Source organism: Flavobacterium micromati (assembly GCF_900129585.1).
In the GTDB taxonomy this organism is placed as follows: Bacteria; Bacteroidota; Bacteroidia; order Flavobacteriales; family Flavobacteriaceae; genus Flavobacterium; species Flavobacterium micromati.
The window spans coordinates 62960-87909 of sequence record NZ_FQWF01000005.1 but is presented as its reverse complement, the minus strand read 5'-3'; the positions used below and the strand labels follow the sequence as shown (position 1 = coordinate 87909).

Genomic DNA, 24950 nt, shown 5'->3' with positions numbered 1-24950 from the left:
ATTCACGATAATGAAAAAATTACTATATATAATTTCACTTTCACTTTTACTAATTTCGTGTAAAGAATCAAAAGCAGAAGAAGAAACTCCAAAAAACAATGGTTTTACAATAGTAACTGCAGCACAATTTAAGTCCTTATCAATGGAAATTGCAACTCCAGTCGAACAAGATTTTAATGTGACAATAAAAACATCTGGGAAAATTGATGTTCCACCTCAAAACCGGGCTAAGGTTACAACATTTGTGGGCGGTTATGTAAAAGCTACCACACTTCTTGTAGGTGATAAAGTCAAGAAAGGTCAAGCATTATTGACATTGCAAAGCACTGAATTTCTAGATATCCAAAAAGATTATATGGAAGTTATAGAGCAACTTACATTCCTAAAATCAGAATACATGCGTCAAAAAACCTTATTTGATGAAAATATAACGTCACAAAAAAACTATTTAAAAGCAGAAAGTGATTTTCGAAGAGCAAAAGCAATGTCACAAAGTTTACGCGCTAAATTAGTGTTACTAAATATTAATCCTAAAAATGTAGAAAACGGAAAGCTAACTTCAATAATCACTATTTTTTCTCCAATTTCAGGTGACATAGTTATTATGAATGCTAACGTGGGAATGTACGCCGCACCGTCAGATGTAATTTTAGAAATAGTTGATACTGACCATTTACATCTCGAATTAGCTATTTTTGAAAAAGATATTTTACAGATCAAAATAGGACAAAAAATCTTATTTACAGTTCCAGAAGCTTCCAAAGAAACATTTAATGCCGAAGTACATTTAGTTGGAAAATCAATAGAAGGAAATGACAGAACTATAAATGTGCATGCGCATTTAGACGAATCAATAAAACAAAAATTACTAACTGGAATGTTTGTCGAAGCAAATGTGATTGTGGATTCTAAGAAAGGATTAGCAATTCCATCGGAAGCAATTATAAAAGAGGATAATAAAAGTTTTGTACTTTTGCTGGAAAATGAAAAAAACGGTTATTCATTTAAAAAAGTTTCTGTGACGGTGGGCGAAAAATCAGAGAAGTTTGTAGAAATACTACCAAATTCAATTATTAATGCGTCTTCAAGAATTTTGACAAAAGGTGTTTTTGAATTGACTAACTAACAAAGATTTTATACTTTTTTGACAATAAAACACATAATAGCTAAAAGTAAATTGATTGTGATTTTTAAAATTGAAGATTTCAAAAAATAGCATCGCGAGACACCGATAAGGTTTTGAAATCTTTTAGCAAAAAAAAATAAAAAAATAAACAAAGTTTCGACTACTTTGCAGCAGTAAAAAATTACAGTAAGACACCTCACAAGGTTTATAAACCTTGAAGGATGTAAAATATCTAAACCTTAAATTAATTATATTATGAATGACGCTCATTTACATTTAGTAGTAAATCATTTCCCAATAATTGGAACTATTTTTGCCCTAGGGATTTTGGTAGTAGGACTATTTTTAAAAAATAATTCAGTCAAAAATACGGCTTATGTATTATTTATCTTCTCTGCAATTTTTGCCTTAATTAGTATGCAAACAGGCGAAGGCGCCGAGGAAATGGTAGAGGACTTCCCCGGCATTGGGAAAGCTATAATTCATGAACACGAGGAATTAGCAGAAAAGTTAGCAATCGTAATATATTTGCTGGGCGGAATTTCTGCATTGGGAATAATTCTCAATGTAAAAAATCATGCTAAGGCAAAGTTCATTTCTGTAGTAGTAGTGCTCATTGCAGTTCCAGCTATTTATTTAGCTACATTGGTAGGAACATCAGGTGGTGAAATTCGTCATACTGAAATTAGAGACAATTACCTAAATACTAATGTTAATGCGCAGGAATCAACGCCAAGAAATTCTGAAAGTGAAAGTAAAAATCATTAATATTCACAATTTTTGAGAAATAAGTTATATTTAGAATTGGATTTTAAATAATTAATCTCTTATATTTGCATCAGATTAAAAAAAGTCAAAATGTTTACAAATCAATTGCATCATCATCATTTTCATTATTGCTCTCAAGCGATGTGTTAATGATATGTGTGTAAATCATTATATTCTAAAACCCGTTTGAGTACATCAAGCGGGTTTTTTTATTACCTAATTTTTGTACTCAGCTATTTATAAAAACAAAAAACAAAACAAAATGAGTACATTAAAAATTGCAATTCAAAAATCAGGTCGTTTAAATGAAGAAAGTATTCAAATTCTAAAAGATGCTGGAATTTCAATAGACAACGGAATTGATCAATTAAAAGCCGAAGCTTCAAATTTTCCTTTGGAAGTTCTATATCTAAGAAATTCAGATATTCCGCAATATTTGATGGATGGAGTTGTCGATATTGCTATTGTAGGCGACAATTTATTAGTTGAAAAAGGAGGCGATATTGAAGTGATTCAGAAACTTGGTTTTTCAAAATGCAAAGTCTCGGTTGCAGTTCCCAAAACATTTGAATATAACTCGGTTCAAGATCTAGACGGCATGCGTATTGCGACGTCCTATCCTAAAACAGTGCTTGATTTTTTCAATTCGAAAGGAGTTTCAGTTGATATTCACCAAATTTCAGGTTCAGTAGAAATTGCACCTAATATTGGTCTTGCAGATGCAATTGTTGATATCGTTTCGAGCGGAAGCACCCTTTTCAAGAACAATTTAAAGGAAGTGGAAGTTATTTTTAAAAGCGAAGCAGTTTTAGCGGTTTCTCCAAAAGTAAGTCCAGAATCTCAAAAAATAATAGACACTTTAAAATTCAGAATTGAATCTGTATTGAGAGCTCGAAAATCAAAATATATCTTGATGAATGTTCCCAATGACAAAATTGATGCAGTGGGAAAAATTCTTTCGGTATTGCGAAGTCTAACCGTAATTCCATTGGCGCAAGAAGGATGGAGTAGCGTTCATTCAGTTATAGAGAAAGATACTTTTTGGGATGTTATTGACCAACTGAAAGAGGCTGGAGCTGAAGGAATTTTAGTTTGCCCAATTGAGAAAATGGTGCTTTAAAGTACGATTTACGAGGTTTGAGGTACGAAATAAAAAAATGAAGTTTTAAACTTATAAACTTTCAATAGTTAAAAATCTAAATTCTAAAACTTGCGAGAATTGGAATTTGGAATTTAAAAAATTGGGTTTTAAATCTAGATAAAATGAATAAAATATACAATCCAAAACCAGAAACTTGGTCAAGTATTTTAGAAAGACCAACAAAAACAGTAGATGACATTGAAGCTACAGTTAAAGAAATTTTTAAGGAAGTTCAAAAAAAAGGGGATGAGGCTGTTGCCAAATACACTTCACTTTTTGACGGGGTTGCTTGTGAAAAGATAGAAGTTTCTACTGCAGAAATTACAGAAGCTGTCAATAATGTTTCAGAAGAATTAAAAGCAGCGATTCAACTCGCCAAATCAAACATTGAAAAATTTCACGCTGCACAAAAAACAGAGAAAGTTCAAGTGGAAACGATTGAAGGAGTTAATTGCTGGCAGGAAAAACGACCAATTCAAAAAGTTGGTTTATATATTCCAGGCGGAACTGCACCCTTGTTTTCAACTGTTTTAATGCTTGCTGTTCCAGCTACTATTGCTGGTTGTAAGGAAATTGTTTTGTGTTCGCCGCCAGATAAAAATGGAAATATAAATCCTGCTATTTTATATGCCGCTAATTTATGTGGCGTTACTAAAATTTTAAAAGTAGGAGGAATACAAGCTATTGCTGGTTTAACTTTTGGTACGGAAACGATTCCGAAGGTGTATAAAATTTTTGGACCTGGAAACCAATTTGTGACGGTTGCTAAGCAATTAGCAACGCAATTTGGAGTGGCTATTGATATGCCAGCTGGTCCATCAGAGTTGTTGATTGTTGCTGATGATACTGCTGTTGCTGCCTTTGTAGCATCAGATTTATTATCGCAAGCAGAACACGGAGTAGACAGTCAAGTAATATTAGTTTCTACTTCTAAAAATTTAATCGATGCTGTTGAGATCGAGATTCAAAAACAAATCACAGTTTTACCACGAAAAGATATCGCCGAGAAAGCAATTGCAAATTCTAAGTTAATTTTTGTTGAAAACGATACAATTGCGCTTGATTTAATTAATGAATACGGTCCGGAACATTTTATTGTTTGTACAGCTTGTGATGATTTTTATGTCGATAAAATTGAAAATGCAGGTTCTATCTTCATAGGAAATTACACTCCAGAAAGTGCTGGCGATTATGCTTCTGGAACTAATCATACGTTACCAACAAATGGTTATGCTAAGAATTATAGCGGTGTAAACCTAGATAGTTTTTTAAAAGCTATGACTTTTCAAAAAATCTCTGAAAAAGGAATTCTGAATATTGGTAGAGCAATTGAAATCATGGCGGAAGCTGAGGGGTTGCAAGCGCACAAAAATGCAGTTACATTACGACTTAAAGCAATCAATAATGAAAAGTAATTTTGACATAAATAATTTAGTAAGATCAAACGTAAAAACGATGAAACCTTACTCTTCTGCAAGAGATGAATTTAAGGATTTTGACACTGCTAATATGATTTTTTTGGATGCCAATGAAAATCCGTTCGAGAATGGAGTGAATCGCTATCCTGATCCACAGCAAATGAACGTGAAAGAAATCTTCGCGAAACAAAAAAATGTTAAAACGAATCAAATTCTATTAGGAAATGGAAGTGATGAAGTATTGGATTTATTGTTTAGAGCTTTTTGTGAACCAAAAATTGACAATGTAATTACTCTACCTCCAACGTACGGAATGTACGGCGTTCTAGCTAATATCAATGCAGTGGAAAATAAAGAAATCCTACTTTCAGATGATTTTCAGCCACAAATCGAAAAAATCATGGCTGCTGTAGATGACAATACGAAGATAATCTTTTTATGCAGTCCCAATAATCCGACAGGTAACTCATTTTCTGATGAAAGTGTTGCGTACCTTTTACAGAATTTCAAAGGTTTAATTGTAATTGACGAAGCTTATATTGATTTCTCCAAAAAGGAAAGTTGGATCAACGAGTTAGACGAATATCCTAATTTAGTGATCACTCAAACATTATCAAAAGCGTATGGTTTGGCAGGAATCCGATTGGGAATTTGCTATGGTTCGAGTGAAGTAATTGCGGTTTTAAATAAAATAAAACCACCGTATAATGTTAATGAATTAAGTCAAAAAAGAGCTTTGGATAGGTTAGCTAGCCCTGATCAAATAAGCTCCGAAATAAACTCAATTATAGCACAAAGAATAGATTTACTTAATGTTTTACTTGATGTAAAATTTGTTGAAAAAATCTATCCATCAGAAGCTAATTTTATATTAGTTAAAGTTGATGATGCGAATAAAAGATATGCTGATTTGATTGCCAGAGGAATTGTTATTCGTAACCGAACAACTCAACCACTTTGTAATAATACGTTGCGTTTAACTGTTGGAACAGAAGTCGAAAATCAAAAATTAATTGCAGCTTTAAAGGAAATTAATTAATAGTAATAAACGACGAAAAAAATAGTCTTTACATTGATGGTAACTTTTCTAGTTACATGATTTTGTTTAGACCTTGTGAAGAAGTTACTACGGATAGTGCTCCAGAGAAAATGCAAAGGATGGTCGAAGACGATAAACGTCTATAAATATGATTTGAGTCGCGTGAGGGATAGTAGTGGAGCTCTTTTTATGGCAGAGGAACGAAGTCATAAAAAAGCGGGAACGAATAGCCCGGCCCGCAGGGACACGCCCAAATAAAAAACAACTGGCTAAAAGCAACAAAATAATGAAAAAAATACTTTTTATAGATCGTGATGGAACGATGGTTTTAGAACCTAATGATTATCAATTAGATAGTTTTGAAAAATTGGAGTTTTATCCATTTGCTTTTCAATATTTGGGTAAAATAGCCAAAGAACTAGATTTTGAGTTGGTTATGGTCACTAATCAAGATGGTCTGGGAACCGATTCTCATCCAGAAGCTAACTTTTGGCCTGTTCATAATTTGGTTATGAAAGCTTTTGAAAATGAAGGCGTTATTTTTAGTGAAATTTTAATTGATAAAACATTTCCACATGAAAATGCACCTACTCGTAAACCAGCATTAGGTTTGTTAGCTAAATATATTAGTAATCCTGAATATGATTTAGAAAATTCATTTGTGATTGGGGACCGAATTACTGATGTAGAATTAGCGAAAAATTTAGGATCGAAAGCAATATTCCTAAATACAGATGAAATACTAGGATTTGCTGAAATTACTGCCAAAAAAGAAGATTTAGATTCCGTTATCGCTCTAAAAACTACGGACTGGAAAGTAATTTACGAGTTTTTAAAATTAGAAGAACGTTCCGCTTCAATTAAGAGAAAAACCAACGAAACTGATATTTACATTAACCTAAACCTCGACGGAACTGGAAAAAGTAAAATCGAGACAGGAATAGCTTTTTTTGATCACATGTTAGACCAAATCGCGCGTCACGGTCAAATGGACTTAGAAATTCTTGTAAAAGGTGATTTAGAAGTCGATGAACACCACACCATTGAAGATACTGCCATTGCGCTTGGAGAAGTTTTTGCAAAAGCGTTAGGAAATAAATTAGGTATTGAACGTTACGGTTTTTGTTTGCCAATGGACGATTGTTTAGCGCAAGTTGCAATTGATTTTGGAGGTAGAAACTGGCTAGTTTGGGAAACAGAATTCAAACGAGAAATGGTTGGTAAAATGCCAACGGAGATGTTTCTACACTTTTTTAAATCATTTTCGGATGGAGCAAAAGCAAACATTAACATCAAAGCAGAAGGCACAAACGAGCATCACAAGATAGAAGCGATTTTTAAGGCTTTCGCCAAAGCAATAAAAGTAGCCGTAAAACGCGATACAGAAAAAATGATTTTGCCAAGTACAAAAGGGATGCTGTAGCCCCCTTACCCTGCCGCGCCGGGGAATTTAGATTGCTTTACGTTATAAAAAAATATAAATTAATGAATGAACAAAAAAGATCAACTTTTGCTCCCCCTTCGGGGGATGGGGGGCTTGTAATTATAAATTACGGAGCTGGAAACATCCAAAGCATTATGTTTGCCATCGAAAGATTAGGTTTTAAAGCAGTTTTAAGTGATAATCCTGACGAAATAAAAGCCGCGGATAAAGTAATTTTTCCTGGTGTTGGTGAGGCGAGTTCTGCTATGAAAATGCTTGTTGAAAGCGGCTTAGATACTTTACTTCCAGAATTAAAGCAACCTGTTTTAGGGATTTGTTTAGGCATGCAATTGATGTGTAAATCATCGGAGGAAGGTAATACCAAAGGATTAGGGATTTTTGATGTTGATGTTGTAAAATTTTCAAATAAGGTTAAAGTACCGCAAATGGGCTGGAACCAAATTTATAACTTAAAATCAGAGTTATTTAGCGGAATTCCTGAAAACGAATACATGTATTTAGTTCATAGTTTTTATGCGCCACTTTGTAATGAAGCAATTGCTACAACAAACTATGAATTGGAATATGCATCGGCTTTGCAAAAAGATAATTTTTACGGAACACAATTTCACCCAGAAAAAAGTGGTGATATAGGTGAGAAAGTTTTGGGTAACTTTTTAAAATTATAAACAGTTCAATGATGATGGTAAAAATCAATCCCTTTAGCAATCTGAAATTAATCCCGAACGATCGGGACGTTAATCTACAATCAAAAACCTAATGAGAATAATACCAGCAATAGATATAATAGACGGAAAATGTGTTCGCTTATCAAAAGGCGATTACAACACCAAGATTATTTACAATGAAAATCCGCTTGAAGTAGCCAAAGAATTTGAAGCTCATGGGATCGAATATTTACATTTGGTTGATTTAGACGGAGCTAAATCAAGCCAAATTGTTAACTACAAAATATTAGAGCAAATTGCCTCGAAAACAAAACTAAAAATTGATTTTGGTGGTGGATTAAAATCCGATGCCGATTTAAAGATTGCTTTTGAAAGTGGTGCAAACCAGATCACAGGTGGAAGTATAGCGGTAAAAAACAGAGCGATATTTGAAAAATGGATTGCTGAATATGGCGCTGACAAAATTATTTTAGGAGCTGATGCCAACAATGAAAAAGTAGCAGTTTCAGGTTGGCTAGAAGATTCTGATGAAGATTTGATTCCCTTTATTCAGGAATACCAAAATAAAGGAATTCAATACGTAATTTGTACTGATATTGCTAAAGATGGTATGCTTGAAGGTCCTAGTTTTGATTTGTATAAGAAAATACTTGACGAATGTAATTTTAATTCAAGTCTGTCCTCTCGAGCGCAGTCGGGAGGCGAGATTAAACTAATCGCTTCTGGCGGAATATCGACTTTTGATGAATTACCTAAATTAGCTGAATTAGGTTGTGAGGGAATAATCATTGGAAAAGCAATCTATGAAGGACGAATTTCGATGAAACAATTGGAACAATATATAATGTAAAGACGTTGCATTGCAACGTCTTTGCGCAAAACATAATAAAAATGCTAACAAAAAGAATAATCCCTTGTCTTGATATAAAAAACGGACGAACCGTGAAAGGCGTAAATTTTGTAGATTTGCGGGATGCAGGCGATCCTGTAGAATTAGCCAAAATTTATTCGGATGCAGGCGCGGACGAACTGGTTTTCTTAGACATTTCAGCAACTGAAGAAAGAAGGAAAACTTTGGTCGATTTGGTTCGGAAAGTGGCTTCTACTATAAATATTCCTTTTACTGTTGGTGGTGGAATTTCTTCTGTTGAAGATGTTGAAATTTTATTGCAAAATGGAGCTGATAAAGTTTCTATTAATTCATCTGCTGTTAAAAACCCGCAGTTGATAAATGATTTGGCACAAAAATTTGGAAGCCAATGCGTGGTAGTTGCTATTGATGCAAAGCAAATTGACGGCCAATGGATTGTGCATTTAGTGGGCGGCAAAGTTCCAACTGACTGGAATTTATTTGATTGGGCAACAGAAGTTGAGCAACGTGGAGCTGGAGAAATTTTGTTTACATCAATGGATAATGACGGAACTAAAAACGGATTTGCAAATGAAGCCTTGGCAAAACTTTCTAAATTAGTTAATATTCCAATAATTGCTTCTGGTGGAGCAGGAAATATACAGCATTTTGTTGATGCTTTTAATGATGGCAAAGCAGACGCAGCTTTAGCAGCAAGTGTATTTCACTTTAAGGAAATTGAAATTAAAACATTGAAGGAAGAATTAAAAAACAACAATATAGAAGTTAGAATTTAAATTTAATTTATTAATGACTTAAATTTTAATCGCTAAATCTAACCTCGAATAGCTAACTTAAAAAAAATGAATATAGATTTTTCAAAAAATACAGATGGATTAATTCCTGCAATCATTCAAGACAGTGAAACTAAAAATGTTTTGATGTTGGGTTACATGAATGCAGAGGCGTACGCAAAAACTGTAGAAACTAATAAAGTAACTTTTTACAGTAGAACAAAACAAAGACTTTGGACGAAAGGAGAGGAAAGTGGCAATTTTTTGAATTTAATTGACATCAAAAACGATTGTGATAACGATACGTTGTTGATTCAGGTGGAACCAGTAGGAGCAACCTGTCACAATGGAACTGATACTTGCTGGGCAGAAGAAAACAAGACTGAATATGGTTTTATTTCCAAATTAGAGAACACCATCCAAACTCGCAGGGAAAACGCCGATTCTGAAAAAAGTTATGTGGCATCGTTGTTTAAATTAGGAATTAATAAGATCGCGCAAAAAGTAGGTGAAGAAGCTATCGAAGTCGTAATTGAAGCCAAAGATGATAACGATGATCTGTTTTTAAGCGAAAGTGCTGATTTATTATTTCATTATCTGATATTATTACAAGCCAAAGGTTTCAAAATAAATGACGTTGTAAATGTCTTAAAAAGTCGTCAAAAATAAAACACTTTATCAGGTTTTCGATATATTTCTAAATGCATTCATTGTCCCAAAAAACAATTGAATTGTCGTTTTTAAGTATTATTATTAACGAGCTAATCAACATAAAAATCTAATAGTGAAAATCATTTGCTATTGGATTTTTTTCTTTTATTTCAAAAAACAATCCCTTATATTTACTTTCTTTATAAAATACCACATTACAATGCAAATTAATAATTCAGAAAATATCGTTTTTGATCAAGATATTACAAAATTAAATACAGGTCTTTATATAATCTTGACAACTGATGAGGACGATATGCGACCTGTTTATATCTCTGGAAATTTCAATAAGTGGCGAACGCAAGACAAAGAATTCCTGATGGAAAAAATTGGAAATAGTTCTTATCATTATAAATTTCCACATGATTTTGAATATCCACAACAACTTTTATACAAGTTCACAAAAGGTGATTGGAGTGAAGTTGAGATTAACATAGAAGGAAATCGGACAGAAAATCGCTCTACATTATTACACACAGGAATCCAAAAAGAACATGTTGCGCGATGGAGAAAAAACTGGTTACCGTTTAAACAATCTTTCCTGCCACAAGTTCAATTAATATCGGATGAATTTGAGATTCCGCAATTGAATAAAACAAGAAAGATTTGGGCCTTATTACCGCACGATTATGACAATTCAAGCGAAAACTATCCTGTCATGTATTTACAGGATGCTCAAAATTTATTCAATGAATCTGCTGAATTTGGCAATTGGGAAATTGATAAAAAATTAGCCGTAATGTCAGAATATAAAATTGGGAAAATTATAGTCATTGCAATAGAACATGCTGAGGAAGATCGAATATTGGAATACAATGTGGGCAAAACAGTTTTAGGAAAAGGGCAAGGAAAAAAATACATTCGCTTTGTAACAGAAACATTAAAACCATTTGTGGATAGTAATTTCCGAACCAAAAAGGAAAGAGAATTTACAGGAATAGGCGGAAGCTCAATGGGCGGATTAGTTAGTATTTTTAGCGGATTAAAAAATCCAGAAGTTTATGGGAAGTTAATGATTTTCTCACCTTCGCTTTGGGTGGTTCCCGAATTAAAAATTACCGCTAAAAAAGAAAATACTCCAGACGTTAAAATTTATTTGTACGCAGGTGGAGAAGAAAGTAAAAATTTACTAGCTGAAGTTAAAAAGTTTCAACAAGATTTGATTTCGAAGGAATTTATAACAGATAGCAGTCAAATCAATTTAAGCATCAACAGAAAAGGAAAACACACGGAAACGTACTGGAGTGATGAATTTCCTAAAGCAATTGAATGGTTGTTTTTTCAGACTAAATAATAAGATTGATGAAAGCGATTAAAAATTAAAAACGAAGACTAAATCATTATAAATGAAAATAAATTCTATCCCAAACTTGGCTAATTTTTCAGGAACTATTTTAATTCCTGTGTTTGAATCTGCTGAAAAAAATCAGCGTGTAAATACTTTCAATGATATAGAAATTTCAGCTAAAGTTTTCTCAGCTAAGAAAGACACGCATTATGTTGTCGAGAAAAGCAATACTATTCATTTATTTATTGGTTTAGGAAAAACAACAGATTATAAATCTATTAAAACTATTTTCCGCCGAATTTCTGCTAAGCAAAAAGAGCTTTTTAGTGTTAATTTAGCCTTAGTTTTGCCTGAACAAGTTGATGATAATCAAGTTGAAGCAATGATTTCTGGTTTAATTCTGGGCACTTATAACCTTGGTCATTTTAAATTAGATAAAAAATCGCACCCGTTCTTAGATACAGATTTTACGTTAAATTTAGTTTCGGCAAGTGATCATTTGGCTGCAGCCAAAAAAGGTTTGAAAATAGCAAAAGCACAATTAAGCGTTTATGAATTAGTTAATTTACCTCCAAATACTGTCAATCCAAAATACATGGCTACTTGGGCTAAAGATTCAGGCGAAAAATACGGATTTCAAGTAGACGTTTTAGGTTATGAAGCCTCAAAAATTGCTGGTTTAGGAGCTTTTCTAGCAGTAGGAAAAGGAAGCGAGAATGAGCCGCAATTTATTATAATGAATTACAGTCCGAAACAGCCAGTCGAAAACAGTAAACATATTGGATTAGTAGGAAAAGGAATCACTTTTGACACTGGTGGACTGAACATAAAAACAGCGGGAATGCTTCACATGAAGTGCGATATGGCCGGTGGTGGCGCTGTTCTTGGAGCAATGCAATTAATAGCTGATTTACAATTACCGGTTCAAGTAACTGCAATAGTTCCATGTGCTGAAAATTCCGTTGATGCCAAGTCGTTTTTACCCAGTGATGTAATACAAAGTTATAGCGGCCATTCGATAGAAATAATCGATACCGACGCTGAGGGCCGACTCGTATTAGCCGATGGATTATCGTATTTAATAAAAAATTATAAACCGGATTATATTGTTGATATCGCGACGCTTACTGGAAGTAGTGTTGCAACTTTAGGTTTTGAATGTGGTGCTTTGTTTACCAATAACAAAGAAATGGCTGAAAAATTACAACAAAGTGGCGATGCAATTGGCGAGCGTTTATGGCCGTTGCCGCTCTGGGACGTATATAAATCAGATATTGAAAGTGATATTGCCGATGTAAAAAACTATAGCGGCAAACCAGTTGCTGGAGCAATTAGCGCGGCCAAATTTTTAGAATATTTCACAAAAGAACACAAAGCTTGGGCACATCTTGATATTGCCGGCGTCGCATTTGGCGATGATGAATTTGCAAAAAGTAAACACGCAACCGCGTATGGCGTTCATTTATTAACTAAATTCATAGAAAATTTATAACAGATGGAAAATTCTAAAACATTTCTTTGCATTTCAAATTATTTTAAAGGTTCCGATTTTTTAATTCAGCTGAAAAACTTAGGTAACAAAGTGTATCTAGTTACCAGTGAAAAACTAAGAAATGAAGCATGGCCCCTAGACCATATTGATGAAATTTTCTATATGGAAGGGCAAGATGTTGACTGGAATTTAGAACATCTTTTACTAGGAGTTGGAAATTTTATGAAATCTACTAAAATTGATGCCATTGTTGCTCTTGATGATTATGACGTTGAAAAAGCGACTTATTTGCGTGAAAACTTGCGTATTGATGGAATGGGACAAACTACAGGACGATATTTTAGAGACAAACTGGCAATGCGCATGCGAGCAAAAAGTTGTGGTATTGCAATTCCAGCTTTTTGTTCATTATTTAATGACCATGATATCAACACATTTGCTGATACAGTCCAAGCACCATGGGTTTTTAAACCCCGTTCAGAAGCTTCGGCAACAGGGATCATAAAAGTATATGACAAAGAGAGTTTGTGGATTCACATTAACGAAATGGGAAACAATCGTTTTAAATATTTGTTAGAACAATTTAAGCCTGGCGATGTTTATCACTGTGACAGCTTGATTTTTGAAGGTAAAGTTATTTTTAGTTTGACTTCAAAATATTTGGCTACGCCAATGGAGGTTTCTCAAGGCGGCGGTGTTTTTCGTTCAGCTAATATCAAATACAACAGTGATGATGACAAAGCGATTAAGAAAATTAATGAACAAGTTTTAAAAGGTTTTGGACTCAAACATGGCGCAGCTCATACCGAATTCATAAAATGCAAGGAGACTGGACAAATCTATTTTCTAGAAACTTCATCCAGAGTTGGCGGAGCGCACCTTGCAGAAATGGTTGCTGAGGCGTCCAACATAAATTTGTGGAAAGAATGGGCGGAGATTGAGAATTGCTTAGCCAAAGAAATAAAATATTCGTTACCAAAAGCTAAAAAGGGATATGCAGGAATTGCGTTAACCTTATCTAAGTTTGAACATCCTGATTTAAGTTCCTTTTCAGATCCAGAAGTTTGTTTTATCGTTCCGCTAAAATATCACGCTGGATTAATAGTAAAATCAGATAAACAAGAAAGAGTTTTAGCACTATTAGAAGATTATGGAAATCGCTTAGCAGCTGATTTCACAGCTGTTGTCGAGCAAGCAAAGATTACAACTTTGCATTAAAAGATATGTACTAAAAAAATAAAGCGACTAAATCATATTGATTAGTCGCTTTTTTTAGTAATGATAGTTTAACGTACAAAGCAAAGCATTTAGTTAACTTCGATTTTTAATCCTTTCAAATATATTTCAATACAATTCCACATGAAAAAATTACTATTTCTGCTTTGCATAATTACTTTTATGGGTTGTAAAACGCCATTTCAGCAAAACTCAATCACAATTAAAAATAATGGCAACGATTCCCTTTTTACAATAGCATTTGGTTCATGCGACAATCAAAAAATTAAAAATGAACTCTGGCTAGCTATCGATCAAAATAATCCTTCCGTTTGGATTTGGGGTGGCGATAATATCTATTCTGATACTGAAGATATGAAAGTTCTTAATGACAATTACCAAATTCAAAAACAAGATCCTGAATACTTAAAGTTTATTCAAAATAAAATTATAATGGGAACGTGGGATGATCATGATTATGGCGCAAACGATGGTGGAGAGGAATATCCGCTAAAAAGAGAGAGCCAGCAATTATTTCTTGATTTTATAGGCACATCTAAAAATGCTTTGGAACGAAAAAGAGATGGAGTTTACACTTCTAAAATAATCACAATCGATAATAATAAAGTAAAAATAATCGTATTAGACTCGCGATTTTTTAGAACTGCATTAACAAAAGCTACTGATTCTACAAAACGTTTTCAGCCAAATGATTTTGGTCAGGGAACATTACTAGGAAGTGACCAATGGAAGTGGCTGGAAAATGAACTGCAAACTTCGGATGCCAATTTTAATATTATTGTTAGCAGCATCCAGTTTTTGTCAAACAAACATGGTTTTGAAACTTGGGGAAATTTTCCTCACGAAGTGGAAAAACTGGAGAAAATGATCGTTTCTACAAAAGCTAAAGGAACTATTATGATTTCTGGTGATAGACATATTTCTACTTTCTCCTCTAAAATTATAGACAGCTTACCTTATCCACTAGTAGATTTTACTTCTAGCGGATTAACTCATACCTACAAAGGGTTTTCAGGCGAGGAAAATCCTTATCAAAAAGGCGAAGTTGTGAAAGATATAAATTTTGGTCTTTTGAAATTTGATTTTAAAAATAATAAAGTAATTATGGAAATTAGAGGTATAGACAATAAGTTGATGCAGCAATTTATCCAAATCTATCCGGCAAATTAAATTTTGAATCGTCTTCTAACGTCAATGATAAATCTTATTTTTGTCTAAAACTCATCGAAATGAAAAAACAGTTTGTTGCTATTATTTTTGCCCTTTTCTTATTTAATGGAGTAGAGGCGCAAGGACTTTTACAAAATAAAGATGTATTTACAAGACAGGATTCACTGAGAGGGAGTATTACTAAAGAAAGAGCTTGGTGGGATTTAAAAAGCTATCATCTTGATGTAAAAGTAAATCCTGTAGATAGCACAATTACAGGATCTAACACTGTTGTATATAAAGTATTGCAAGAATATAATAGTATGCAAATTGATTTGCAGCAACCACTGGAAATTTATAAAGTAATTCAAGACGGGAAAGAACTAAAATACAAAAGAGAAGGAAATGCTTTTTTTATTGAATTACACGCTGATCAAAAAATTGGTACAACAAAAGAACTAATTATATTTTACGGAGGAAAGCCTAAAGTAGCGATAAATCCGCCGTGGGACGGAGGTATTACTTGGAAAAAAGACAGCAATGGTAAATTATTTATCGCATCTTCTTGTCAAGGTTTAGGTGCTAGTGTGTGGTGGCCTAATAAAGATCACATGTATGACGAAGTAGAGAATATGCTTATCAGCGTTAATGTTCCAAAGGATTTAGTTGCAGTTTCAAATGGTCGATTACAAAATGTGAAGCAATTAAAAGATGGAACTAAAACATACAATTGGTATGTTTCAAACCCTATTAATAACTACGGTGTCAATATCAATATTGGAGATTACGTCTCGTTTTCTGAAAAATTCAACGGAGAAAAAGGTGTTTTGGATTGCACGTATTATGTCTTGAGAGATAATTTGGCTAAAGCCAAAAAACAATTTCAGGATGTTCCAAGAATGTTAAAAGCTTTTGAGCATTGGTTTGGTCCTTATCCTTTCTATAAAGACAGTTATAAACTGGTTGAAGCACCTTATTTAGGAATGGAACATCAAAGTTCAGTTACCTATGGAAATGGTTTTCAAAATGGCTATCAAGGTCGAGATTTAAGCGGAACAGGATGGGGATTAAAATTTGATTTTATCATTATACATGAGTCGGGGCACGAATGGTTTGCAAATAACATTACGTACAAAGACATTGCTGATATGTGGATTCACGAGAGTTTTACCAATTACTCTGAAAGTTTATTTGTCGAATTTTACTATGGTAAAGAAGCCGGATTTAGTTATGTGCGGGGACTTAGAAAAAATATAGAGAATGATAAACCAATTATAGGACAATATGAAGTAAATAACGAAGGATCTAGCGATATGTACTATAAAGGCGCTAATATGTTGCACACGTTGCGTCAAATTATTAACAACGATGAGAAATGGAGAAGTATTCTGAGAGGCCTCAATAGTACTTTTTACCATCAAACTGTAACCACAAAACAGATCGAAGATTATCTAAGTAAAAATTCAGGACTAGATTTAACTTCATTTTTCAATCAGTATTTAAGAGATACTCGAGTTCCAACATTAGAATATTTTTTCAAAAATAATACGATTGGGTATCGATGGATAAATTGCGTTAGTGGTTTTAACTTGCCCGTTAAAGTAACAATTGATGGAATAGAAAAAGTTTTAAATCCCACCACAGAATGGCAAAATATAACTAGCCAAGCAACTGCTTCTAAGCTAGAAATTGACAAGAATTATTATCTTGCATGTCTTAATATTTCAGAATAGAATTTAAAAAAAAGAAAAAAGAGTCAATCGTAAATTTACAACTGACTCTTTTTTAGATTGAAAACTTAGCTTTTAGAGTAGATTTTTTCTAACGTAAGAGCAACTTTCTGTAACTGATTCAATAGGATTTGGGTAGTAATTCGTTTCATGTTCAATATAAAAATGTTTCATTCCTGAAAGTTTTGCTTCAGCAAATATGGATTTGAAATCAATGGCACCTTTTCCTATCTCTGTATTCAAATCTTGATTAATTTTATCCATATCTTTTACGTGCCACATTGTAAAACGAACAGGATATTTCTTAAATAATTGCATTGGATCATTGCCAGAGCGAACTACCCAGTATAAATCAAGTTCAAAATCAACAATATTCTTATCTGTATTGTTTAATAAAATTTCATAGCCTGTGGTGTCTCCAAATTCTTCAAATTCAAAGTCATGATTATGATACGCTAATTTCAAACCAGCAGTTTTGCATAGTTCAGCGGCTTGTGTAACTTTATCTGCTAACTTTTTATAATCATCTGCTGTCGTTCCTCGCAATTTTTCTGAAATCCAAGGCACGGTAACATAATTACTTTCCAAGGTATTAGCCGTTTCGATATAAGCCTTTATTATTTCAGTCGAACCAGTTTCTAGATAACTATTAAAATCAAAGTGATTACTGGTTGCTTTTAAACCATTGTCAATTAGCATCGCTTTAAAATCTTTAACATTGGTGCCAAAGAATCCATTCTTTATTGAAAAACCATAAGTCTCAACTTCGCTAAAACCTGCTTTTCCAACTAGGCTTAAAACTCCTTCAACATCTTTTGGTAATGACGCTCTCAAGGAATACAGTTGTAATCCGATATCTTTCTTTTTCGCATTGTATGCAAATGAAGGAGCGATAGCAAGTGCGCCTAAAGCTAAGCTAGCATTGATTAAAAATTCTCTTCTTTGTATCATTGCATTTATTTTAAAATTATTAAATATCACAAATTGAAATGGCGCTTTTTAATGAAGCTAATTTATCACTATTTTTTGGTATAAATTCTTGAGCAACAAATCCGCTAAAACCGGTTTTTACAATTTCTCTCATAATTGCGGGATAGTTCAACTCCTGCGATTCATCTATTTCATTGCGTCCAGGAACTCCAGCCGTATGATAATGCGCAATATATTGGTGATTTTCTTTTATAGTTCTAATTACATCACCTTCATCAATTTGCATGTGATATATGTCGTAAAGCAACTTAAAATTTTCTGAGTTTAAGCGTTTTGCTAATGTAACTCCCCATGAAGTCTTATCACATTGATAATCTTTATGATCGACTTTGCTATTCAATAATTCCATTACCAGCAGCACGTTGTGTTTTTCAGCTAAAGGAAGCAATTTTTGTAATCCAAGAACACAATTATTCCAACCTTCTTCATCGGTTTTTCCTCTGCGATTTCCACTAAAACATATTAGATTTTTATATCCTGATTTTGCGACAAGCGGAATCATTTCAGAGTAATTTTTAATTAGAACATCGTGGAATTTTATATCGTTAAAACCATCCACCAAATTAATTTCGGCTCCATTGCACATTGTCGAAATTAGATTGTATTTTTTTAATACTGGCCAATCTTTTGGGCCAACCAAATCAATACCAGAAATTCCTATTTTCTTAGCCTCAGAACAAAACGTGTCAATGTCGATATCACCAAAACACCAGCGTGCCACTGAATGATTTACATTTCCTTTTAATCGAAAATTTAAATCGTCTATATTTTTTGGCTTAGCCAAAGAGGAAATGCTATCTGGAATTGCTATCACAGCAGTTCCAGCTAGTAATCCTTTTAGTAATACTCTACGACTAATATTATCCATTATACTTTGCTTAAGTTTTTAAGTTTAGTTTTTGTTTTTCTTTAAAAAAGACAGCAAAAAGGATAGAAACTCCTAAAGCAAACAAACAAGGAAATATCCATATTTGTTGCCAATTATGTTGACCTTCTTCCAATGAATTATAATCTACTATTAATCCCGCAACATAAAACCCAATGTACATTCCAATCCCATAAGTTGCTAGTGTAATTAATCCTTGAGCAGATGAACGCGACTCAGGTCCAGCTTTTTGATCTGTATAAATTTGTCCTGTTACAAAGAAAAAATCATAACAAATTCCATGCAATGCAATTCCTAAATACAACATCCAAATACCGCTTCCAGTATCGCCATAAGCAAATAATAAATAACGCAAAACCCATGCGAACATACCAAATAATAGCATTTGTTTGATACCAAATCTTAAAAAGAAAAAAGGCATTAAAAAAAGAAAAACCATTTCTGACATTTGCCCGATTGTCATTTTAGCCGCTGCTTTTTCCATCCCAGATTCATTCAAAAATTGGTTAGCCTGCCCGTAATAAAAAGCCAAAGGAATACAAATTAAAATTGACGCTATGAAAAAGGTCAAGTAGTTCTTATCCTTTAAAATCTTAAAAGAATCCAATCCTATAGTTTCAGCAAAACTAACTGATTTCCCTTTCTTAAGTGGTGGTGTGTTAGGTAAGAAAAAGCTAAACACACCTAATCCTACTGAGATTATAGCTGAAATTTCAAACGTGATATTTAATGTTTTTGGCGCAGATTCCCACGACATAAAACCTATAGTTAAACCAGCAACAATCCAGCCTATAGTGCCCCAAACTCTAATTTTAGCAAATTCTTTTTCAGAGTTTGTCATTTGATTTAATGAAATAGAATTTACTAATGCCAAAGTGGGCATAAAAAGAATCATGTAAATCAACAATAAAGAATAAAAAGAATCAAAACTTGTTTGCGTTGATAGTAAATACAAAATAACGGCGCCAAAAAGGTGCAGTAATCCTAATATTTTTTGTGCAGCAAAGTATTTATCAGCAATCATTCCTACGATAAAAGGAGCTACAATTGCTCCTAAACATTGGGTTCCGTAAGCAAGTCCGGTTTGAGTTCCTGTAGCTGCAATTCCTCCTTTGGTTAAAAATGTACCCATAGTAACAAACCATATTCCCCACACAAAAAAGTTAAGGAACATCATTAGGGATAATTTTGTTCGGATGGTATTATTCATTAGTTATTCGGTATAAAATTTAGGTTTAGTCAGTGTATAGCAGAATCTAATTACATACCAGCTTCGCAACCAGTTGTTATTTTCATTGTATTCCACTCTTTGATCATTATATTTCTAAACCAAACTTTATCGCCGTGATCTTGCAACGCAATTTTTCCTTTTTTAAATTTAGCAAAACCAGCCCAACTCGCAAATTTGCTTCCTGCTACTAAATTGTTAAAGTTAGCATCCCACAAAACGGTTTCAACAACTTTTACTCCATTTAACATCATTGTAAGTTTTCCAAATTTGCATACAATGTCAACATTATTCCATTCTCCCACAGCTTTTACTGGTTCAGAACTACTTTTTATTAAATCGTATAAATCACCAGCTCTGTGTTTTTCAATTTTTCCATCAGGATGCCCATCATTATCTAAAACTTGCATTTCTACACCTGTATCATACGTATTTTTAAATTTAGTTAAATCTTCATTTACATAAAATATGATACCGCTATTAGCATTAGGGGCTACTTTCCATTCCAGTTTTAAGTGGAAGTTTTCATATTCAGCATCGGTAACAATATCGCCTCCTTGACCATTTTGCGCCGCCGACGGATCAAAATGCAATTCATTATTTTCAACTTTCCAACCAGAACTAACCGTTTTTTTACCATAAGTATGCCATCCGGTTGCTGACTTGCCATCAAAAATGTATTTAAATCCTTTAGGAGGAGCGTCTTGCTGTGCACTTGCTGTTTGTACTACTATCATTGCGAATATTGAATAAAAAATATTTTTTATCATTTCAGTTTTTTTTTAAATTAATATTTAATCTTGTTTATAAAGTAATCGATTTCCAACCTTCTCTATAATCCCGTTTTACAAATTGATTGACTTCATCAAAATTGGTGATTTTCATCGAATCGTTATCCCATAACAATTTAGCTGAACGACCAGGATAAACATCTTCACCTAAATCATCAATTTTGAGATCATAACCTCTAATTGCTAAATTGGCTATCAACAAAGCCTCAGTTAATGGTCCTGCAATCTCGAAAGGCGAACTTAATTCTTGTTTTCCGTAGCCCGCAATACAGGCATCAACCCATTGTTTGTAATGTCCATCTGCACCATCGGTCACTCGCTTGTACTTTTGGGTAACGTTTAAATTTTCATTTTTACTGAGAGGAAGTAAACGAGGATTTAATCCGTAGGTATCGCACATCATTTTTCCTTTTGTACCCGTAAATAAAGTTCCGCTTCCGCCATCTCCAAAAATTTCTTTTGCACCTAATTCTGATGGCCTTTCTGGTTGAATTCCACCATCCATCCAGTGGACTGCGACATCTCCATTTGTTTTTTCTGTTTTTGGGAATGTTAAAGTAACATGGCTTGATGGAGGACAACTTTCTGGAAAATAACCGCGTTGAAATTCATCAACGTAAACAGAACCTACGCTACATTGAACGTCTTTTGCATACTTTAAATTTAAAACACTAAATGGTGCTTCAAGTAGATGACATCCCATATCTCCCAATGCACCTGTGCCATAATCCCACCAACCGCGCCAGTTGAACGGTACTAATTTATTTACGTATTCTTTGTATGGAGCAGTTCCTAGCCATAATTCCCAGTCTAATTCTTTTGGAATATCAGCTTTATTGCTTGACCAAGGAATTCCTTGTGGCCACACCGGTCTATCTGTCCACGCATGTACAGTGTGAACATCTCCTATTAAGCCCGCTTCGTACCATTCTTTCATAATTCGAGTGCCATCATTTGAAGCACCTTGATTTCCCATTTGGGTAACCACTTTGTACTTCTTGGCTGCTTGCGTCATAATCCGAGCTTCATAAATATCATGTGCCATAGGTTTTTGAACAAATACATGTTTTCCTAGTTGCATTGCTGCAAGGCATTGTATAGCATGATTATGGTCAGGAGTTGAGACGGATACAGCATCAAAATTTTTATGTTCTTTGTCTAACATTTCACGCCAATCTTTATAAAATTTAGCTTTTGGAAATGCTTTTACACTTTCGGTAGCTCGTCTTGTATCTACATCACATAAAAAAGAGATATCTGCTTTTCCGCTTTTAGCAAACATCGCGATATCCGACTTTCCTTTACCGCCCACACCAATACCAGCAATGGATAAACGATCACTAGGTGCAACAAATCCTCTACCCAAAACATGTCGAGGAACAATCATAAACGCCGCCGCTGCAATAGCGGTTGTTTTTATAAAATCACGACGATTATTTATGATCTCATTTTCTTCTTCTGTAGGTTTCATTACTTTTTCAAATGGTTAGTTAATAGTAATAATATAAGTTCTAGTGTTACAAATGATGTAAGTATTGCAAAATAATACTGTATTCTTTACTTTACAGATAAAATATACTTTGCCATCAATTTAGCGTCTTCTTTTTTTAATGTTGAATGAGCTGCCATTGGAATTGCGCCCCAAACTCCAGATCCACCTTTTATAATTTTTGAGGCCAAATAATTAATGCTTTTTTCATTTAGTGGATATTTCTTAGCAATATCTAAATAGGAGGGACCAATTAATTTTTTATCTATTTTATGGCATCCAATACAATCTGACTTCGCTATTAATTTTTCCCCTTCAGAAGATTGATATTTTATATTCGATTTTTTACCAATATTAACGTAAGGTGCATCTGAATCGCTAGCTGAAAAAGAAGTCAATCCTAAAAAGATAATTCCAAAAAGCAAAATTTTTATTTTCATCATAATTTGATTTATATTTTACAATCCTAAGTTTTTTCTATTTAAAATTTGATTTGTTTCTACTGCTGCAAAATCATCAAATGCTTTGTCCGTTACTTTAATGATATGATTTTTAATAAACTCAGCGCCTTCACGAGCGCCGTCCTCTTGATTTTTTATACAGCATTCCCATTCCAAAACGGCCCAACCTGTAAAATCATATTGTGCGAGCTTACTAAAAATAGTTTTAAAATCAATTTGTCCATCGCCAAGCGATCTATAACGTCCAGCACGATTCGCCCAATTCTGGTATCCTCCAAAAGTTCCTTGCTTGCCTGTTGGGTTAAACTCGGCATCCTTAACATGAAAAGCTTTTATTCTTTCATGATAAAAATCAATATATTGTACGTAGTCTAATTGTTGTAAGACAAAGTGGGATGGATCATAAAGGATGCACGCTCGAGGGTGATTGTTCACCGCTTCTAAAAACATCTCATAGGTTTCTCCGTCAAATAAATCTTCTCCTGGATGAATTTCGTAACACAAATCAACCCCATTATGATCAAACTCATTTAGAATAGGAGTCCAGCGTTTTGCTAATTCTGCAAAACCATCTTCAATAAGTCCAGCAGGCCGCTGTGGCCAAGGATGAAAATATTGCCAAAGCAAGGAGCCGCTAAAAGTGGCGTGCGCATTTAGACCTATGTTTTGAGATGCTTTTGCAGCATATTTTAATTGTTGAACCGCCCATTCTTGTCTAGCTTTAGGATTTACACGAACATTTTTTGGCGCAAAGCCATCAAAAAAGTCATCATAAGCTGGGTGTACTGCTACTAATTGACCTTGTAAATGTGTCGATAATTCAGTGATTTCAAGTCCATATCCTGCAATTGTGCCTGTAAGCTCATCAGCGTAAGTTTTACTTTCTGCTGCTTTTTGTAAATCAATAAATCGAGCATCTAAGGTTGGCATTTGAATTCCCTTAAAACCGAGATCAGCAGCCCATTGACAAATTCCGTCTAAAGAATTAAACGGAGCATCATCACTGATAAACTGTGCTAAAAATACTGCCGGTCCTTTAATTGTTGTCATATTTCAAGTAAATAAGAATTTTAGAACAAAATAATTACACTTTAAAAGAAGTCCATTTTTTATCAGATTTTGATGATGCAACTACATTATCAATAAATGCCATGCCGCGAACTCCTTCTTCAACCGTGGGGAAATCTAACATTTCTAGGGCCGGTTTTATTCCCTCTAATTTACAGTTGAGTGTTAGTGCAAAATTTCTATAAATATTAGCAAATGCCTCAATATAACCTTCTGGATGTCCGCCTGGTGTTCTACAGTTATGAGTTGCAAAAGAAGATAAATAACCATAATTAGTTCCTGCTCGCAAGATCTGTGTTGGCTCATTCAACCATTTTACAATTAAAGTATTTGGTTCGTGTTGCAACCATTCAATTCCGCCTTTTTCTCCGTAAATTCTTATTTTTAATGCGTTTTCTTCACCAGTAGCAACCTGTGATGCAATCAGAACACCTTTTGCGCCATTATCAAATTTCAATAAAACCGCTCCATCATCATCCATTATACGTCCTTCAACAATTGTATTTAATTCTGCACAAACATCAGTAATTTTCAAAGCTGTAATATATTCGGCTAAATGTGCAGCATGAGTGCCAATATCTCCCATAACTGAACTTTTTCCTGATTTTGAAGGATCTGTTCTCCAAGCAGCTTGTGCATTACCTTCTTTTTCAGAAAGCGTACTTAGCCAACCTTGAGGATATTCAACCCAAATTTTTCTGACTTTCCCTAATTTCCCGTCATTTATCATTGCTTTTGCTTGCTTTACCATTGGATAACCAGAATAGGTGTGTGTCAAACAAAGTATCAGTCCTGTTTCTAAAACTTTTTGTTGTAACAGTTTTGCTTCTTCCAGTGAAAAGGTCATTGGTTTTTCAATTACTACATGAAAGCCATATTCTAAAGCCATCATCGCTGGCGCAAAGTGAGCAAAATTTGGTGTAACAATAGTAATAAAATCGATTCTAACATCAGATGGCAATGCGGCTTCGGCGACGATCATTTCTTCATAATTTGTGTACGACCGCGATTCTGGAAGAAATAAATCTTGAGCTGACAGTAATGCAATTTCAGGTATAGAACTTAGAGCACCGCAAGATAATTCTATCAGTCCGTCCATATTTGCAGCTAGACGATGGATTGCTCCAATAAAAGCATTACGACCACCGCCTATCATTCCCATTCTTAATTTTCTCATACTGTT

23 protein-coding genes are annotated in these 24950 nt (G+C 33.9%); 15 read left to right on the top strand and 8 right to left on the bottom strand.

Translation table 11 applies throughout. The features are described from left to right. Positions 1–10: 10 nt before the first annotated feature. From BUB42_RS06670 to BUB42_RS06600, 15 genes are all read left to right on the top strand, one after another. Positions 11–1126 carry an efflux RND transporter periplasmic adaptor subunit gene (locus BUB42_RS06670; RefSeq protein ID WP_073018423.1) on the top strand — a complete coding sequence of 372 codons (1116 nt, stop codon included), beginning with the start codon at positions 11–13 and terminating at the stop codon, positions 1124–1126. A gap of 255 nt (positions 1127–1381) precedes the next feature. Then, on the top strand, positions 1382–1894 hold the full coding sequence (locus BUB42_RS06665) for a DUF2231 domain-containing protein (RefSeq protein WP_073018421.1): 513 nt from the start codon (positions 1382–1384) through the stop codon (positions 1892–1894). Between the two features lie 262 nt (positions 1895–2156). Beyond that, positions 2157–3014 carry an ATP phosphoribosyltransferase gene (gene hisG / locus BUB42_RS06660; RefSeq protein WP_073018778.1) on the top strand — a complete coding sequence of 286 codons (858 nt, stop codon included), beginning with the start codon at positions 2157–2159 and terminating at the stop codon, positions 3012–3014. A 143-nt stretch (positions 3015–3157) separates the two neighbouring features. Next, positions 3158–4450 (top strand): histidinol dehydrogenase, encoded by a 1293-nt coding sequence (gene hisD / locus BUB42_RS06655; RefSeq protein WP_073018419.1) that lies wholly within the window; start codon positions 3158–3160, stop codon positions 4448–4450. After that, the gene (gene hisC / locus BUB42_RS06650) at positions 4440–5492 is read left to right on the top strand and encodes a histidinol-phosphate transaminase (protein ID WP_073018417.1); all 1053 of its coding nucleotides are present in this window, start codon (positions 4440–4442) and stop codon (positions 5490–5492) included. The genes hisD and hisC overlap by 11 nt, the downstream gene beginning before the upstream one ends. A 286-nt stretch (positions 5493–5778) precedes the next feature. Further along, positions 5779–6915: a bifunctional histidinol-phosphatase/imidazoleglycerol-phosphate dehydratase HisB gene (gene hisB / locus BUB42_RS06645; RefSeq protein WP_073018776.1), complete on the top strand. Its 1137-nt coding sequence runs from the start codon at positions 5779–5781 to the stop codon at positions 6913–6915. Positions 6916–6977: 62 nt separating this feature from the next. Continuing rightward, positions 6978–7604 (top strand): imidazole glycerol phosphate synthase subunit HisH, encoded by a 627-nt coding sequence (gene hisH, locus BUB42_RS06640; protein ID WP_073018406.1) that lies wholly within the window; start codon positions 6978–6980, stop codon positions 7602–7604. 91 nt (positions 7605–7695) lie between these two features. Further along, entirely contained in the window at positions 7696–8454 is a 759-nt protein-coding gene (gene hisA, locus BUB42_RS06635) for a 1-(5-phosphoribosyl)-5-[(5-phosphoribosylamino)methylideneamino]imidazole-4-carboxamide isomerase (RefSeq protein ID WP_073018404.1), read from the top strand. Positions 8455–8495: 41 nt separating this feature from the next. Continuing rightward, the gene (gene hisF / locus BUB42_RS06630) at positions 8496–9251 is read left to right on the top strand and encodes an imidazole glycerol phosphate synthase subunit HisF (protein ID WP_073018402.1); all 756 of its coding nucleotides are present in this window, start codon (positions 8496–8498) and stop codon (positions 9249–9251) included. Positions 9252–9317: 66 nt separating this feature from the next. Continuing rightward, complete coding sequence (gene hisIE / locus BUB42_RS06625) at positions 9318–9917, top strand: bifunctional phosphoribosyl-AMP cyclohydrolase/phosphoribosyl-ATP diphosphatase HisIE (RefSeq protein WP_073018401.1); 600 nt, start codon at positions 9318–9320, stop codon at positions 9915–9917. Positions 9918–10119: 202 nt separating this feature from the next. Next, entirely contained in the window at positions 10120–11253 is a 1134-nt protein-coding gene (locus BUB42_RS06620; protein WP_073018399.1) for an alpha/beta hydrolase, read from the top strand. Between the two features lie 52 nt (positions 11254–11305). Beyond that, positions 11306–12739, top strand: a complete 1434-nt coding sequence (locus BUB42_RS06615) for a leucyl aminopeptidase family protein (RefSeq protein ID WP_073018398.1) — start codon at positions 11306–11308, stop codon at positions 12737–12739. A gap of 3 nt (positions 12740–12742) precedes the next feature. Then, entirely contained in the window at positions 12743–13957 is a 1215-nt protein-coding gene (locus BUB42_RS06610) for an ATP-grasp domain-containing protein (protein WP_073018395.1), read from the top strand. A gap of 141 nt (positions 13958–14098) precedes the next feature. Next, a complete protein-coding gene (locus BUB42_RS06605; RefSeq protein ID WP_073018383.1) occupies positions 14099–15145 on the top strand; it encodes an alkaline phosphatase D family protein in 1047 nt (348 codons plus the stop codon). Between the two features lie 59 nt (positions 15146–15204). Next, entirely contained in the window at positions 15205–16857 is a 1653-nt protein-coding gene (locus tag BUB42_RS06600) for a M1 family metallopeptidase (RefSeq protein WP_073018381.1), read from the top strand. A gap of 72 nt (positions 16858–16929) precedes the next feature. Here BUB42_RS06600 and BUB42_RS06595 read toward each other — a convergent pair whose 3' ends face one another. The 8 genes from BUB42_RS06595 to BUB42_RS06560 form a co-directional block, all read right to left on the bottom strand. After that, positions 16930–17805 carry a sugar phosphate isomerase/epimerase family protein gene (locus tag BUB42_RS06595; protein ID WP_073018379.1) on the bottom strand — a complete coding sequence of 292 codons (876 nt, stop codon included), beginning with the start codon at positions 17803–17805 and terminating at the stop codon, positions 16930–16932. A gap of 19 nt (positions 17806–17824) precedes the next feature. Next, positions 17825–18712 carry a hydroxypyruvate isomerase family protein gene (locus BUB42_RS06590; RefSeq protein WP_073018377.1) on the bottom strand — a complete coding sequence of 296 codons (888 nt, stop codon included), beginning with the start codon at positions 18710–18712 and terminating at the stop codon, positions 17825–17827. 10 nt (positions 18713–18722) lie between these two features. Further along, entirely contained in the window at positions 18723–19940 is a 1218-nt protein-coding gene (locus BUB42_RS06585) for a nucleoside permease (protein WP_073018375.1), read from the bottom strand. Positions 19941–19990: 50 nt separating this feature from the next. After that, positions 19991–20695 (bottom strand): 3-keto-disaccharide hydrolase, encoded by a 705-nt coding sequence (locus tag BUB42_RS06580; protein WP_139257303.1) that lies wholly within the window; start codon positions 20693–20695, stop codon positions 19991–19993. A 67-nt stretch (positions 20696–20762) separates the two neighbouring features. Further along, on the bottom strand, positions 20763–22220 hold the full coding sequence (locus BUB42_RS06575) for a Gfo/Idh/MocA family protein (protein ID WP_073018371.1): 1458 nt from the start codon (positions 22218–22220) through the stop codon (positions 20763–20765). Between the two features lie 86 nt (positions 22221–22306). Beyond that, a complete protein-coding gene (locus tag BUB42_RS06570; RefSeq protein ID WP_073018774.1) occupies positions 22307–22678 on the bottom strand; it encodes a c-type cytochrome in 372 nt (123 codons plus the stop codon). Between the two features lie 18 nt (positions 22679–22696). Then, a complete protein-coding gene (locus tag BUB42_RS06565; protein ID WP_073018360.1) occupies positions 22697–23749 on the bottom strand; it encodes a sugar phosphate isomerase/epimerase family protein in 1053 nt (350 codons plus the stop codon). 34 nt (positions 23750–23783) lie between these two features. Beyond that, on the bottom strand, positions 23784–24944 hold the full coding sequence (locus BUB42_RS06560; RefSeq protein ID WP_244533893.1) for a Gfo/Idh/MocA family protein: 1161 nt from the start codon (positions 24942–24944) through the stop codon (positions 23784–23786). Positions 24945–24950 lie beyond the last annotated feature (6 nt).